The 14,236-nt window shown below is 63.4% G+C and carries 16 protein-coding genes; 10 read left to right on the top strand and 6 right to left on the bottom strand.

What is annotated here, in order from left to right:
- Positions 1 to 19: 19 nt before the first annotated feature.
- Positions 20 to 499, bottom strand: a complete 480-nt coding sequence (locus tag C9E81_RS20885; RefSeq protein WP_122114302.1) for an Lrp/AsnC family transcriptional regulator — start codon at positions 497 to 499, stop codon at positions 20 to 22.
- 72 nt (positions 500 to 571) lie between these two features.
- Between C9E81_RS20885 and ehuR the strand changes: the two genes are divergently transcribed.
- The 10 genes from ehuR to doeB all read left to right on the top strand — a co-directional run bounded on the left by ehuR (position 572) and on the right by doeB (position 10,583).
- Positions 572 to 1,972 (top strand): MocR-like ectoine utilization transcription factor EhuR, encoded by a 1,401-nt coding sequence (ehuR, locus tag C9E81_RS20880; RefSeq protein WP_122114301.1) that lies wholly within the window; start codon positions 572 to 574, stop codon positions 1,970 to 1,972.
- Positions 1,973 to 2,132: 160 nt separating this feature from the next.
- Positions 2,133 to 3,272, top strand: coding sequence for a TRAP transporter substrate-binding protein (locus C9E81_RS20875; protein ID WP_122114300.1), 1,140 nt, complete (start codon positions 2,133 to 2,135; stop codon positions 3,270 to 3,272).
- Positions 3,273 to 3,353: 81 nt separating this feature from the next.
- Positions 3,354 to 4,004: a TRAP transporter small permease gene (locus C9E81_RS20870; RefSeq protein WP_122114299.1), complete on the top strand. Its 651-nt coding sequence runs from the start codon at positions 3,354 to 3,356 to the stop codon at positions 4,002 to 4,004.
- Between the two features lie 3 nt (positions 4,005 to 4,007).
- Positions 4,008 to 5,294, top strand: coding sequence for a TRAP transporter large permease (locus C9E81_RS20865; protein ID WP_122114298.1), 1,287 nt, complete (start codon positions 4,008 to 4,010; stop codon positions 5,292 to 5,294).
- Positions 5,295 to 5,306: 12 nt separating this feature from the next.
- Positions 5,307 to 5,750 (top strand): universal stress protein, encoded by a 444-nt coding sequence (locus C9E81_RS20860; protein WP_122114297.1) that lies wholly within the window; start codon positions 5,307 to 5,309, stop codon positions 5,748 to 5,750.
- An 18-nt stretch (positions 5,751 to 5,768) separates the two neighbouring features.
- Entirely contained in the window at positions 5,769 to 6,473 is a 705-nt protein-coding gene (locus C9E81_RS20855) for a maleate cis-trans isomerase family protein (RefSeq protein WP_122114296.1), read from the top strand.
- Positions 6,467 to 7,423: a hydroxyectoine utilization dehydratase EutB gene (eutB, locus tag C9E81_RS20850; protein ID WP_122114295.1), complete on the top strand. Its 957-nt coding sequence runs from the start codon at positions 6,467 to 6,469 to the stop codon at positions 7,421 to 7,423. Before C9E81_RS20855 ends, eutB begins: the two co-directional genes overlap by 7 nt.
- A complete protein-coding gene (locus tag C9E81_RS20845) occupies positions 7,420 to 8,388 on the top strand; it encodes an ectoine utilization protein EutC (RefSeq protein ID WP_122114294.1) in 969 nt (322 codons plus the stop codon). Before eutB ends, C9E81_RS20845 begins: the two co-directional genes overlap by 4 nt.
- Positions 8,389 to 9,585: an ectoine hydrolase DoeA gene (gene doeA / locus C9E81_RS20840; protein WP_122114293.1), complete on the top strand. Its 1,197-nt coding sequence runs from the start codon at positions 8,389 to 8,391 to the stop codon at positions 9,583 to 9,585.
- On the top strand, positions 9,582 to 10,583 hold the full coding sequence (doeB, locus tag C9E81_RS20835; protein ID WP_122114292.1) for a N(2)-acetyl-L-2,4-diaminobutanoate deacetylase DoeB: 1,002 nt from the start codon (positions 9,582 to 9,584) through the stop codon (positions 10,581 to 10,583). The genes doeA and doeB overlap by 4 nt, the downstream gene beginning before the upstream one ends.
- A gap of 12 nt (positions 10,584 to 10,595) precedes the next feature.
- Here doeB and C9E81_RS20830 read toward each other — a convergent pair whose 3' ends face one another.
- From C9E81_RS20830 to C9E81_RS20805, 5 genes are all read right to left on the bottom strand, one after another.
- The gene (locus tag C9E81_RS20830) at positions 10,596 to 11,399 is read right to left on the bottom strand and encodes a purine-nucleoside phosphorylase (RefSeq protein WP_122114291.1); all 804 of its coding nucleotides are present in this window, start codon (positions 11,397 to 11,399) and stop codon (positions 10,596 to 10,598) included.
- A 383-nt stretch (positions 11,400 to 11,782) separates the two neighbouring features.
- Positions 11,783 to 12,262: a DUF6505 family protein gene (locus tag C9E81_RS20820; RefSeq protein WP_122114289.1), complete on the bottom strand. Its 480-nt coding sequence runs from the start codon at positions 12,260 to 12,262 to the stop codon at positions 11,783 to 11,785.
- A complete protein-coding gene (locus C9E81_RS20815; protein ID WP_122114288.1) occupies positions 12,259 to 12,969 on the bottom strand; it encodes a biotin/lipoate--protein ligase family protein in 711 nt (236 codons plus the stop codon). The genes C9E81_RS20820 and C9E81_RS20815 overlap by 4 nt, the downstream gene beginning before the upstream one ends.
- Positions 12,966 to 14,033 (bottom strand): Mrp/NBP35 family ATP-binding protein, encoded by a 1,068-nt coding sequence (locus C9E81_RS20810; RefSeq protein ID WP_122114287.1) that lies wholly within the window; start codon positions 14,031 to 14,033, stop codon positions 12,966 to 12,968. The genes C9E81_RS20815 and C9E81_RS20810 overlap by 4 nt, the downstream gene beginning before the upstream one ends.
- Before the next feature lie 3 nt (positions 14,034 to 14,036).
- Positions 14,037 to 14,228: a DUF6494 family protein gene (locus C9E81_RS20805; RefSeq protein WP_122114286.1), complete on the bottom strand. Its 192-nt coding sequence runs from the start codon at positions 14,226 to 14,228 to the stop codon at positions 14,037 to 14,039.
- Between the last annotated feature and the right edge of the window lie 8 nt (positions 14,229 to 14,236).

The following is a 14,236-nucleotide window of genomic DNA, read 5'->3' as shown; positions in this document are numbered from 1 at the left end:
TGCCGGTCCGCCCTCCGTCCTACTGCCCCAACAGGCCCAACGCCGGAGGCATATCCTTGACCGGCTTGGTGACGATATAGCTGAAATAGCGCCGCATTCCGGCGCGGCTCTCCAGCAGCCCGTCCATCAGCGCCTGAAAGGCTGCCACATCGCTGGTGATCACCTGCATCAGGTAATCATAGCCGCCGCCGATGGCCCAGCAGCCGGTGATTTCGTCGACTCGCGCAACGGTGCGCTCGAATATCTGGAAACTCTCGGCGCGGTGGCTTTCAAGCTCGACCGTGACGAAGACCTGCACATGCGGGCCAAGCCCCGACAGGTCGATCTCGGCGCGGTAGCCGCGGATCAGCCCGGCCTTTTCCAACCGTTTCATCCGCTCCCAGCAAGGGGTCGGCGACAGGTTCACGCGGGCGGCCAGTTCCGTCTTGGCGATACGCCCCTCGCGCGAGAGCGTCGCGAGAATGGCAATGTCACGATCATCGAGGCGCAGCGGGGTCATGATCCGCTTGTTTCTCCGGCGCCTGCGAATGTCAATCTGGACAAGTGGCCCCGGCTTGGAGAATCTGGCCCAATGTCGCATTGGCCGCTCACCCGGGATGATATCAGCCGCCCCGCCTATCGCAGTCTGGCGCAGGGGATTGCTGCCGCGATCGATTCGGGCAGCCTGCGTCCCGGCGACCGTTTGCCGCCGCATCGCGATCTGGCGTGGCGCCTGGGGCTGTCGGTGCAGACCGTCAGCCGCGCCTATGAGGAACTGATCCGCGCCGATCTGATCTCGGGCGAGGTGGGGCGCGGGAGTTTCGTCAAATCCGGCCCGCGCGAGACGGTCGAGGTGCCGTGGTTCCGCGCCGCGACCGACCGGCCGCCCATCGACCTGTCGATGATGACCCCGGTATGCCTGCCGGGGATCGCCCAGGCCTGGCGGGACTCGATGCAGCGTATCGCCGGCAACCTGCCAGATCCGGTTATCCATTCATTCCGACCCCGCCAGACCATGTCGCTTTACGGTGGGATGGCGGCGGGCTGGCTGGCGCGTTGCGGCATGGTGGTTCCGGCGCAGCGCATCCTGATCACCAATGGCTGCACTCCGGCCCAGATGGTCGCGCTGATGAGCGTGGCGCAGCCCGGCGACGAGATCGCCACCGAAAGCTCCACCTGCCATACGCTGAAGCCTACGCTTCGCCATCTTCACCTGCGCATGCGCGGGATACCCGGGGATGAACGCGGGATGTGCCCCGAGGCGCTCGCCGCTGCGGCGCGTGCTCCGGGAAGCAAGCTCAGGGCTGTGTTTCTTCTGCCATCCGGGGCGGGGCCCTTCGCACGAATCGTGGACCGCGAACGGCGCGAGGAACTGGCCATTGCCGCGAGCGAGAGCGGGCTGGTCATCATCGAAAGTGATGTGCTGGGGCCGGTGGCACCGCGCAGGCCGCCGCCTGTGTCGAGTTTCGCCCCCGAACGCAGCCTCTATTTCACCGGATTGTCGAAATGCCTGTCGCCGGGGCTGCGCCTTGGTTTTCTCGCCATGCCCGAATATCTGGCAGAGCGCGTGCTGAACCGGCATCTGTCGTTGTCGTGGATGGCGACCCCGATGATTGCCGAGATCGCCGCTGATTGGGTTGCAACCGGTGTGGCGGACAGGCTGCTGGCCGCGCAACGGAGCGAATTGGCTGCGCGGAACCGGTTGGCGCAGCGATTGCTGGCCGGGCGGAGCAAGGGGTTTCCGCACGGGCTGCACCGTTGGCTGCCGCTGCCTCCGGGCACCGAGGAGCATGGGCTGATTCGCGCCGCACTGGCCCGGGACGTGGCGCTGGCGCCGGGTTCGGGATTCGCCGTGACCGACTATGCGCCGGCCCTGCGCGTCTGTCTGGGTGGCGCAAGCAGCCGCGATCTTGAACACGCGTTAACCGTTATTTCGGCGCTCCTGCCTGACTCAAACGGGGTTTGGCCTGGTGCCGGCCCGGAGCCGGTTTGACACTCACCCGGCAAATTGTCATGATTTAATATATGAATTGACTTGAAATCTTGTTGCGCAGAACTCTCGGGCTCAGCCAGATCGGGTAGAACGACCCGAATCCTGCAACCCGGAGGCCGAGGACGCACTGCGTCACAAAGCCCCACAAACAGGAGGTAAAATGACCTATAAATCCATCACCGCAGCCAGCATCGCGGCCCTGCTTCTTGGCGCGAGCGGCGCGATGGCCGAAACTTGGCGTTATGCTTTCGAGGAAGCGCTGGAAGAGGTTCAGGGCAAATTTGCCCAGAAATTCAAGGAGGAGGTCGAGGCCAATTCCGATCATGAAATCCAGCTTTTCCCCTTTGGTACATTGGGAGAATCGGCCGATATCATGGAGCAGGCGCAGTCCGGCGTCCTGCAATTCGTCGACCAGTCGCCCGGCTTCACCGGTGCGCTGATCCCCGAGGCGCAGGTGTTTTTCGTGCCCTACCTGTTGCCTGCCGACCAGGAGCAACTGGTCGAATTCTTCCGTACGTCCAAGACGATCAAGGAACTTTTCCCGCCGCTTTATGCCAATCAGGGGTTGGAACTGCTGACCATGTTCCCCGAGGGCGAGGTCATGATGACCACCACGGAAGCGGTCGCGTCGCCCGAGGATCTGAACGAGGTCAAGTTCAGGGTCATGACCAATCCGCTGCTGGTTTCCAGCTATCAGGCATTCGGCGCGACACCGACGCCGCTGCCCTGGGGCGAGGTTTATGGCGCGCTGCAGACCGGGATTATCCAGGGCCAGGAAAACCCGGCCTTCTTCATCGAGTCCACCAAGATGTACGAGGTGACCGACCATATCACCCGCGCCGGACATAACAACTTCACCACGGCGGTGATGGCCAACAAGGAGTTCTTTGACGGTCTGCCCGACGAGGACAAGGAGGTCATCCGCAACGCCATCGACGCGGCTTTCGACTATATCGTCGAATATCAGACCGGCCTGACCGAGGAATCCCTTGCCAAGATCAAGGAAGCCAAGCCGTCGATGACGATCACCACGCTGACAGAGGAACAGCGCGAGCCCTTCAAGGCGACAGCCGCGGCGGTTGAGGAAGAGTTTCTCAAAATTGGCGGTGATCAGGCGCAGGAAATCCTGGACCAGATGAAGGCCGATCTCGCGGCGGTTGCCGAGGGTGGCGGCGAGGCTGCGGCGCAAGAGGGCTCGACGGCCGAGGGCGAGGCCGCTGCGGATGAAGCCGCAATGGAGGCCGCAGGTGAAGGCGAAACTGCAAAAGAAGGCGAGGCTGCCGAGGAAACCGGCAACTGAGTCGTTTGAAAACCTGATTTGCGAACTGGCCGGAGCCTTCGGCCGGTTTACCAGTGATTTTTTCGATGAGAGGCAGCGGCCATGACGCTTGACGACAAGCACGCCCCGGAGCCTGATCCCGACATTGTCGCGTCCGCCAGAACCGTGTCGGCTGATGATGACGATATCGACGATTCCAAATATGTATCGGGATTGCCCGGCTTCCTCGGCGTGATTGATGCCGGCATAGCCCGGCTCGAGGCGATACTGCTGGCCGTGGGCGTTCTGCTGATGGCCATCAACACCATGGCCAATGTGGTCGGCAGGGTTATTGGCCACACGTTTTATTTTTCCGAGGAACTCAATCAGGCGCTTATCATCCTGATAACTTTCGCGGGCATTTCCTATGCGGCACGGCACGGTCGGCATATCCGCATGTCGGCATTTTTCGATGCGCTGAGCTTTACGCTGCGCAAGGTGATGATGGTCGTCATTGCCGTCATCACGGCGGCGGCGATGTTCCTGCTGACATGGTATTCGCTGGACTATGTGTTGTCCCAGGCATCGCGCGGACGGGTTCTGCCGGCGCTCAGTATCCCGCAATGGTGGATCATCGTTTGGGCGCCCCTGGGCTTTTTCCTGACCGGGCTGCAATACGCGCTGACCGCGATCAAGAATGTCCTCGACAAGGATATCTGGCTGTCGACCAGCACGTTGGAAGGCTATGACGATAGCCGCGAAGAGGAGGTCTGAGCCATGGTCTGGGCTATTTTCGGAACGATGATCGTCCTCTTGCTGCTGGGTTTCCCGATGATGATCCCGCTGATAGCAGGATCGCTGATCGGCTTCATCGGCATTTTTGGAGGGTTCTCACAGCTTGATACCATGGTGCAGCAGATCATGGCCGGGATTCGCCCCGCCAGCCTGATCGCCGTGCCGATGTTCATCTTCGCCGCCGATATCATGACGCGCGGGCAGTCCGCGACCCGGCTGATCGATCTGGTGATGGCCTTTGTCGGTCACCTGAAAGGCGGGCTTGCAGTGGCCACGGCCGGCGCCTGCACCATGTTCGGCGCGGTTTCCGGCTCGACCCAGGCCACCGTGGTCGCCGTCGGTGGTCCGCTGCGCCCGAGGATGCTGAAGGCGGGGTATAACGACAGCTTCATCCTCGCGCTGATCGTGAATTCCTCCGACATCGCCTTTCTGATCCCTCCGTCCATCGGCATGATCATCTATGGCGTCGTCTCGGGCACCTCGATCGCGGAACTGTTCATCGCGGGGATCGGGCCGGGACTGCTGATCCTGGTGCTGTTCTCGATCTATTCCTATATCTACGCTATCAGGAACAACGTCCCGACCGAACCCAAGGCAACCTGGGCCGAGCGTGGGCGGGCGTTCCAACGCGCTCTGTGGCCACTAGGGTTTCCCGCCATCGTCATCGGTGGCATCTATGGCGGTATCTTCTCGCCGACCGAGGCGGCCGCGGCCTGTGTGCTATACGCGCTGCTCCTGGAAATGGTGGTGTTCCGGGAAATGGACCTGAAGACGCTTTATGCCACGGCGAAATCGACCGGGCTGATCACCGCCGTGGTGTTCATCCTTGTCGGGGCGGGGGCGGCGTTTTCCTATGTCATCAGCTTTGCCCAGATCCCGCAGCAGATCCTTGGCGCCATCGGGATCGACCAGATGGGGCAATATGGCGTGCTTTTCACCATTTCGATCGCCTTCTTCATCGGCTGCATGTTCGTCGATCCGATCGTGGTGATCCTGATCTTCGTGCCGATCTTCGCGCCGGTGGTGAAATCGGTCGGCCTCGACCCGGTGCTGGTCGGCACGATCATCACTCTGCAGGTCGCCATCGGCAGCGCGACACCGCCATTCGGTTGTGATATCTTTACCGCCATCGCGATCTTCAAGCGGCCCTATGTCGAGGTGATCCGCGGCACACCGCCCTTCATCCTGATGCTGTTGTCGGTCGCGGTGCTGCTGATCTTTTTCCCGCAGATAGCGCTGTTCCTGCGCGATCTGGCCTTTGGATACTAGAGGGAGGCCGCGATGTTCGAACGGATACTGGTTCCCTACGACGGCTCGATCGGGGCCGAGCGGGCACTGATCAAGGCGACCGAGCTGGCCAAGCTGTGCAAGGCGCATCTGATCATCGTGACGGTCTATCGCCATCATTCGATGCTGGAGGCGTCGCTTTCCATGGTGCGCGGCAGTTCCGAGCCGGGCAGCAACCTGGACGAGACGATGCGCAGCGCCGCGCGCGAGGCCGCCGATTTCGCCAAGAGTCATGCCAAGGATGCCGGGGTGGAGCATGTGAGCGCCTTCATCAAGGCCGGGCAGCCCGCCCGGACCATCGTCGCCATGGCGAATGACAAGGCCTGCGACCTGATCGTCCTCGGTTCGCGCGGGCTCGGCGCGACCGAAAGCTATCTGCTGGGCTCGGTCAGCCACAAGGTTACGGGCACTGCCGACTGCCCGGTCCTGGTCGTGTGAGGGAGGGCAGCATCCTACATGTGGCGCGACAAGCTATCCCGGTTCGGGCTGATCGCCCTGGCCACCGATCTCACGATCGAGGGTGATGCTGCACGGCTGCTGCCCGAGGGCTGCCGCCTGCATGTGACGCGGATTGCGTTCGACAATCCCACCACTGCGGAAAACCTGCGCAAGACCGGCCCCCGCCTGCGGGCGGCGGCCGATATCCTGGTGCCCGGAGTCGAATTGAAGGGCATTGGCTTCGCCTGCACCTCGGCCTCGGCGGTGCTGGGTCCCAAGGTGCAGGAGGCGATTGGTGACAGGGCGCCGGTGACGACGCCGGCAGGTGCGGCTTTGCGGGGCTTCGCGGCGCTTGGGGTCCAAAGGATCGCTCTGATGACGCCTTACATGCAGGAAGCGTCGGATCTGGTGGGGGATTACTTCGCGACCCATGGGGTGGGCGTGGTATCTCGCCATGCGATGGGTTACGCCGATGACCGCGACATGGCGCTGCTGCCTCCCGAAAAGGTCATTCGTTTTGCACTCGATTCGGATCACCCCGATGCCGAGGCCCTGTTCATGTCCTGCACCGCCTTGCCTGCCGTTCCGGTCATCGAGGAGATCGAGGCGGAACTGGGTAAACCGGTTCTCAGCTCCAATCAGGCGCTGTTCTGGTCGATGCTCGATATTGCCCAAATCCCGGCCGAGGGGCCGGGCCAACTTTTCAAGGTCCGGACATGGTAACAATTGATGATATCGCCGCGGCGGCGGAACGGATCCGCGCTATGGTCCGTGAAACCCCGGTCAAACCATCAGCCAGCCTGTCGCGGCTAGCGGGAGGAACGGTCTGGCTGAAATGCGAGCATAAACAGGACACCGGGGCGTTCAAGCTGCGCGGGGCCTCGAACGCCGTGGCGCGATTGGGAGATGTCGCCGGCGTGACCACCGCTTCGACCGGCAATCACGGGCGGGCACTGGCCCATGCCGCAAAGCAGTTGGGAATACCCGCGATCATCTGCGTCTCGCGCCTTGTCCCGCAGAACAAGCTGGCGGCGATCGAGGCGTTGGGGGCGGAGGCACGGGTGATCGGCACCAGCCAGGACGAGGCTTTCGAAGAAGCTTATCGCCTGAAACATGACGAAGGTTTCGCGCTAATCCCGCCTTTCGACCATCCCGACGTGATCGCGGGGCAGGGGACCCTGGGCATGGAAATCCTGCGGCAGATTCCCGATACGGCCACCCTCGCCGTGCCACTATCGGGCGGGGGGCTGCTGGCCGGGGTTGCGCTGGCCGCGAAATCGCTGAAACCGGACATTCGCATCGTCGGGATCAGCATGGAGAAGGGGGCGGCGATGGCGGCCAGCCTTGCGGCCGGTCACCCGGTCGAGGTCGAGGAGGTCGAGACGCTGGCCGACAGCCTGGGCGGCGGGATCGGTCTGCAGAACCGGCTGACCTTTCCAATGGTCCGAGACTTGATGGACGAATTGATCCTGCTGACCGAAGACGAGATCGCCGCCGGCATCCGCCACCTTGCCATCGAGGATGGCGAGACCGTGGAAGGGGCCGCCGCCGTAGGGGCGGGGGCCGTGCTTGCGGGCAAGTTGCGCGCCGGGAATGGTCCCCTGGTGCTGATCCTGTCGGGAGGGAATATCGATCCCGCCCGCCATGCCGAAATTGTTGAAGGTGTTTCATGAGCGATATTCTTATTCTCTCCGAAGACCAGCTTCGCGAGCGTGTCGATCTGGATCTGGCCGCGATTGACGTGGTCGAGAACGCGTTTGCCACCCTGGCCGGTGGCGGCGTCGTCATGCCGCCGGTCCTGTCCATGCATATGCCGGACGTGAATGGCGAACTGGACGTGAAAACCGCCTATGTGCCGGGATTGCCGGGCTTTGCGGTCAAGCTGTCTCCGGGGTTTTTCGACAATCCCTCCAAGGGGCTGCCATCGACTTCGGGGCTGATGGTGCTGCTGTCCTCGGAAACCGGGCGGGTGAGCGCGGTGCTGCTCGATAACGGCTACCTGACCGATGTGCGCACGGCGGCCGCAGGCGGTGTGGCGGCGCGGCATCTGGCGCGCGCGGATGCGCGCCGGGCGGCGATCTTTGGCGCCGGGTTGCAGGCGCGGATGCAGTTGCGCTCTCTTGCGCTGGTGCGCCCCATCGAAGAGGCCGTGATCTGGGCGCGCGACCACGCCAAGGCGCAGGCCATGGCCGAAGAGATGACCACCGAGGGCATCCGCTGCCGCGCCTTGGCCGATCCGGCGGAGGCCGTCGCGTTCGCCGATGTCATCGTCACCACGACGCCTGCCAGCCAGCCGATCCTGCAAGCCGATTGGCTGCGCCCCGGCCAGCATGTCACCGCGATGGGCAGCGACCAGGCGGGCAAGAACGAGTTGGACCCGCATTGCCTTGACCGCGCCGATCTTTATGTCGCCGACAGGGTCAGCCAGACGCGGCTGATGGGGGAATTGCGGGCGGCGCTGGAAACCGGAGTGCTGACCGATGTGGATGAGATTCCCGAACTGGGCAATATCATTACCGGCAGCCATCCCGGCCGCACTAGCCCAGAACAAATTACCATCGCCGACCTGACCGGAACCGGCGTGCAGGACACCGCTATTGCCACCCACGCGCTTGCCGCGTTTTCGAAAGACCACTGAATGCCCGAATTGCAAAGGACCCCCGAACGTTTCTCGACCGAGGAATACGAAGAGCGCCTGAAAAAGACACGTTCCAGCATGGCCAAGCTGGGCCTCGACCTGCTGATCGTTTCCGACCCCTCCAACATGGCCTGGCTGACCGGCTACGATGGCTGGTCCTTCTATGTCCATCAATGCGTGATCGTCGGCCCCGAGGGTGCGCCGATCTGGTTCGGCCGTGGGCAGGACGCCAATGGCGCGCTGCGAACCGTCTGGATGGGCGAGGAGAACATTATCGGCTATCCCGACTTCTATGTGCAATCGGTCGAGCGTCACCCGATGGACTACCTGTGGGCGCAGCTTGCCGACCGCAACTGGCATCGCGGCTTCATCGGCGTCGAGATGGACAATTACTGGTATTCCGCCAAGGCGCATGAAAGGCTGGTCTATGGCCTGCCCGAAGCCCAGATCCTCGATGCGACGGGGCTGGTGAACTGGCAGCGTGCGGTCAAGACCCCGAAGGAACTGGCCTATATGCGCAAGGCCGCCCGTATCGTTGAGCGGATGCATCGCCGTATCGCCGACAAGGTCGAGGTGGGCATGCGCAAATGCGATCTCGTGGCCGAGATCTATGATGCCGGTCTGCGCTATGACGAATGGTCCAGTCACGGCGGCGATTATCCGGCTATCGTGCCGCTATTGCCTTCAGGACCCGACGCCGCGGCGCCGCATCTGACCTGGGACGACCAGCCGATGAGGGAGAATGAAGGCACCTTCTTCGAGATTGCCGGCTGTTACCAGCGTTATCACGTGCCGCTGTCGCGGACGATCTTCCTGGGCAAGCCTCCGCAAGAGATTCTCGACGCCGAGAAAGCGGTGCTGGAAGGGATGGAGGCCGGGCTTCATGCCGCCCGGGCGGGCAATACCTGCGAGGATATCGCGGCGGCCTTCTTTACCGTGCTGGACCGATACGGGATCGAGAAGGACAACCGCACCGGCTACCCTATCGGGCTGTCCTATCCGCCCGATTGGGGCGAGCGCACCATGTCGCTGCGCCGTGGCGACCGGACCGAGCTGAAGCCGGGCATGACCTTCCATTTCATGACCGGATTGTGGATGGAGGACTGGGGTTACGAGACCACCGAATCCATCGTTATCACCGAGCGCGAGCCGGAACTGCTGTGCAATATCCCGCGCCGGATGCTGGTGAAGTCATGACGGCCAATCCGATCCAACCGACGATCCCGCTGGACGGGCAGGGCAAGCAGCATGGGTTCCTGCGCCTGCCCTATTCGCGCAATGACAGCGCATGGGGTAGCGTGATGATCCCGGTCACGGTGATCGCCAATGGCGAGGGGCCGGTGGCGCTGTTGACCGGGGGCAATCACGGCGATGAATACGAGGGGCCCATTGCGCTGCAGCAACTGGCATGGGAGATCGATCCGGCCGATGTGACCGGCCGCATCATCATCGTGCCCTATATGAACTATCCTGCCTTCCGGGCCGGCGCGCGGGTCAGCCCCATCGATCAGGTGAATTTGAACCGCGCCTTTCCGGGGCGTCCGGACGGCACCGTAAGCCAGAAGATCGCCAACTACTTCAACGATGTGCTGGTGCCGATGGCCGATGTCGTGCTCGATTACCACTCGGGCGGAAAGACGCTGGATTTCCTGCCCTATGCGGCGGCGCACTATCTTGACGACAAGCGGCAGCAGGCGGCTTGCGTGGAAGCGGTCAAGGCATTCGGCGCGCCCTACAGCATGATGATGCTGGAAATCGACAGCGTCGGCATGTTCGACACGGCAGTCGAAAGCCAGGGCAAGGTCTTCGTGACGACCGAGCTGGGTGGAGGCGGAACCGCTACCGCACGCTCTGCCGAGATCGCCATCCGGGGGGCAAGGAACGTCCTGCGTCATTCCGGCATCCTGGCAGGAGAGGTGGAATCCGCGAAAGATGCGCAGATGCTGGACATGCCGGGGGGAGAGTGTTTCCATTTCGCCGGCCGGGACGGGCTGATGCATCCGCTGGCCGATCTTGGTGACGAGGTCCGGTCGGGACAGCCGATCGCTCGCATCTGGCCGCCCGACCGCACTGGCGTCGAGCCCGTCGAAGTGCTCGCCAATCGCACCGGGGTGATTGCCGCCCGGCATTTCCCGGGCCTGGTCCAGTCCGGTGATTGCCTTGCCGTGATCGCGGTTCGTCAGGGCGCGGGGTAGTGTTCGGCAGCCCTATGTCACGGAACCGTCCCTGAGAAAACGGCGGAGCAGTTTCTCCAGTTTGGCCGCCCCCATCGGGGCCATGGCCTTGGTGTGCTCGTGGCTGATCGCCTCGTCGCTGAGTCCGGCGCCCATATTGGTGATGACCGAGATGGCGGCGCAGCGGATGCCCAGGAAACGCGCGAGGATGATTTCCGGCACCGTCGACATGCCGACCGCATCGGCGCCAAGGATTCGCGCGGCGCGGATCTCGGCCGGGGTTTCGAAGCTGGGACCCGAGAACCAGCAATAGACGCCTTGAGGAAGCTCGATATCCTCGGCGGCGGCGGCATCCGCCAGAGCGGTGCGGATCGCGATGTCATGCGCATCCGTCAGGGGGACGAAGCGGGCATCGGTCTTTTCCCCGATCAGCGGGTTGGTTCCCGCGAAGGCGATGTGGTCGTTCAGCAGCATCAGCCCGCCCGGCGGGATATCCGCGCGCAGCGACCCGGCAGCATTGGTCAGGATCAGCTTGCCGCAGCCAAGCGCGGCCAGCACTTCGAGGCCCGGGCGCATGGCATCGGCGCGGCCCGATTCGTAGTAATGCGACCGCCCCCCGAAAACGGCGACGCGGCGGCCCTCAAGCTGCCCGATGACCAGTTGCGGCACATGGCCCGAGACGCCGGCATGGGGAAAGCCCGGCAGATCGTCATAGGGAATCGCCACGCCCTCGACGGATTGCGCCAGATGGCCAAGGCCGGAGCCAAGGATCAAGCCGTATTCGGGCGGCTCATCACCTGCGCGCTCACGGATGAGAGCGGCGAGTTCAGCGCTCATGAAATCTCCAATATCGCATTCCAACCAAAGTCTTGTAGTGGACATTGGCGCTATTGCGGCAAACTTAGCGGCGGACAGGGCCTGCCGCAATGAAGTAGGCGCTTTGGATGGAGAATTGTTTTGAGTGCGGCTTCAGGCACACCAGGTATCTCCCTGCAGGTCGTGGTGATTGCCTGCCCCCCGATCATTATGCTCCCTTCACATATCCCTGTGTTCCGGCGATCCCGCCGGCGCGAACACCGATGACCGGAATAGTATTTGCGGCGGGTTCGGATAGAGTTCGAAAGACAGATTCTGCCTTGCCGGTTCCCGGATCCGTTCCGCATGATGGGCCAGCAGGAATTTCGGCAGCGAATGTGCTGCCGGAGGAACCGGCAAAGCCGCTACTCCTCCGTCCCGCCGTGGATCGCGAATTGGTCCAGCCCGGCTTCCCGTGGCTCGATGATGCGATAGGCCTCCCGCACACCTGCCTGTGTCAACTCGCGGGCGACGACCAGAAGCGTGTTTGGCGGATGTTCCGCGCAGAGGTCGGCCATCTGGGAAATCTCTTCCACCGCGACAGGCCGCGCTTCCCCGGCAGAGGGTGCACCGTAATAGGTCACGAAATGCTCGGCCAGCAGATCGGTCAGGGCTGTGATCTCGGCGGGCTCTATGGCGGTGACGGCGACGAAGGTCACCCGTCCACCGGTTTCGAGCCCCAGCCAGCCATTGGCAAAGGCCTGCCGCGCCTTGCCGGTCAGGTCGGCCTCGGACCAGTTGGAGAACTCGAAGCCTCCCGAGACGCACCATTCACCGGTGCGCGCGGGCCTGGCATAGACATGCTGGTCGCTTTCGTCGAAATGGATCGCGCGGGCAAGATTCATCGGCGAACCTCCACAAGTTCGGTCAGCGGGATCAGGCGGATGGTTTCACCGTCACGCAGCAGCATCCCGAAATCCTCGTCGATGCCGCTGAACTGCCCGCTGGCATCGCCTTGCACCATATCCTCACCCAGCCCATGCGCCAATGCGCGCCACTCGCCGTGCAGGGGGCGGTTGCCCTCTTGCTCCCAACGGTTGATCCAGTGCAGCGTGTGGCGTGCCCATGCTTCGAGCAGGGCTGGAGGAGAGACATCAGCGCAGCCTTCGACATAAAGCCATGTCCGGTCGGGAGTGTCCCCGGGGTGGTCATCGGGCGGAATCAGCGGCAGGGCAAAGCCGATCACCAGCCAATCGGGCACGGCCTGCGGCTCGAAGGTCGGAGCAATCGCCCGGAAACGCCCGCAGGTGGCGCCGTTGATGCGAATGCCGCCGTTCCAGTCGAGATGCATCGCCACTTCGGGCGGGGCGAGCGCGCCGAGCGCGTTCTGCAGGCTGACACCGCATAGCGGCAGCATCGCCATGGCCCGCGCCAGCGGAACCTCGGGGGCAAAGACAAGGGCGGCCTGCAACTTATCCGCCGCCAGCCGGTACGATACCAGTCCGGAATCGCAGCCGGCAGCCGCACGCATGCAGGCATGATCGAGGGCATCGCCGCTTGCCGGCTCAGCCCATATCAGCGGCGGGAGAGACAATTCCGCGACCGTGCTCACGCCACCTCCCGGGCCAGAAGGGCCGAGGCAAGATCGCGAAAGGCTTGGGCCTGCGTGCTGTCGGGCTGGCTGACAGTGACCGGCGCGCCGCCATCCGAGGCGATGCGGATCTGCAGGTCCAGCGGCACCTCGGCCAGCAGCGGAACGCCCAGCTTCGCCGCCTCGGCGGCGACGCCGCCATGGCCAAAGACATGTTCTTCATGGCCGCACCGCGAGCAGATATGCGTGCTCATGTTCTCGATCATGCCGAGGATGGGAACCCTGAGCTGGCGGAACATGTCGATTCCCTTGCGGGCATCCAGCAATGCGACGTCCTGCGGGGTCGAGACGATGATCGCGCCGTCGACGACGGTTTTCTGACACAGGGTCATCTGCACGTCGCCGGTGCCGGGCGGAAGATCGACCAGAAGGATATCGAGAGCGCCCCATTGCACCTGCATCAGCATCTGCTGCAACGCGCCCATCAGCATCGGGCCGCGCCAGACCACCGCCTGATCCTCGTTGGTCATCAGGCCGATCGACATCATCGTGACGCCGTGATTGCGCATCGGCAGGATGGTCTTGCCGTCCGGGCTGGCCGGGCGGCCGGAAACGCCCAGCATGCGCGGCTGTGACGGGCCATAGACATCCGCATCCAGCAACCCCACCCGCCGTCCCTGCTGTGCGAGCGCGCATGCGAGATTGGCCGCCAGGGTGGATTTGCCCACGCCGCCCTTGCCACTGGCGATGGCGATGATGCGGGCGATACCGGGAATGCGTTCGGGGCCGGCGGGTTCGGCCTTGCGGGTGTTGCGCAATTCGGGCGGGGCCTTCTCGCTGTGGCCGGTCATCACCACCGACACGCGGACGACGCCTGGCAATGCTTGCAGTGCCGCCTCGGCCTCGTCCTTCACCGCGCCATAGCTGCCGGCATGGCGTGGAGGCACTTCAAGCACGAAACGGACCTCGCCCGTCTCATCGACATTCAGCGCGCGCATCACGCCGCTGGCGACGATATTGCCACCCGCAACCGGATCGATCACCTTCTTCAGGACGGCCAGCACCGCCTCCCTGCTGATTGCCACGGGTTATTCCTGCCCCTTGATCTCACCGGTGACTTCGTGGCGCAGGCCCAACTCGTCGATGGTGATCACGGCCTTGACGGGAAAGCTCTTGCCTGCCGTGTCGGCATTGCGCATCGCCTCTTCGATGGCCTGTTGCGAGGTGACGCCGACCTGTTTGAGGAATTTGCGCATCGACATGTTCGCATCGTCTGTCATGTGGTTTT

The organism is Paracoccus alkanivorans, from assembly GCF_003697785.1.
Taxonomy (GTDB): domain Bacteria; phylum Pseudomonadota; class Alphaproteobacteria; order Rhodobacterales; family Rhodobacteraceae; genus Paracoccus; species Paracoccus alkanivorans.
Note: the sequence above shows the minus strand (reverse complement) of the source record. Positions and strands in the feature narration are given on the sequence as shown.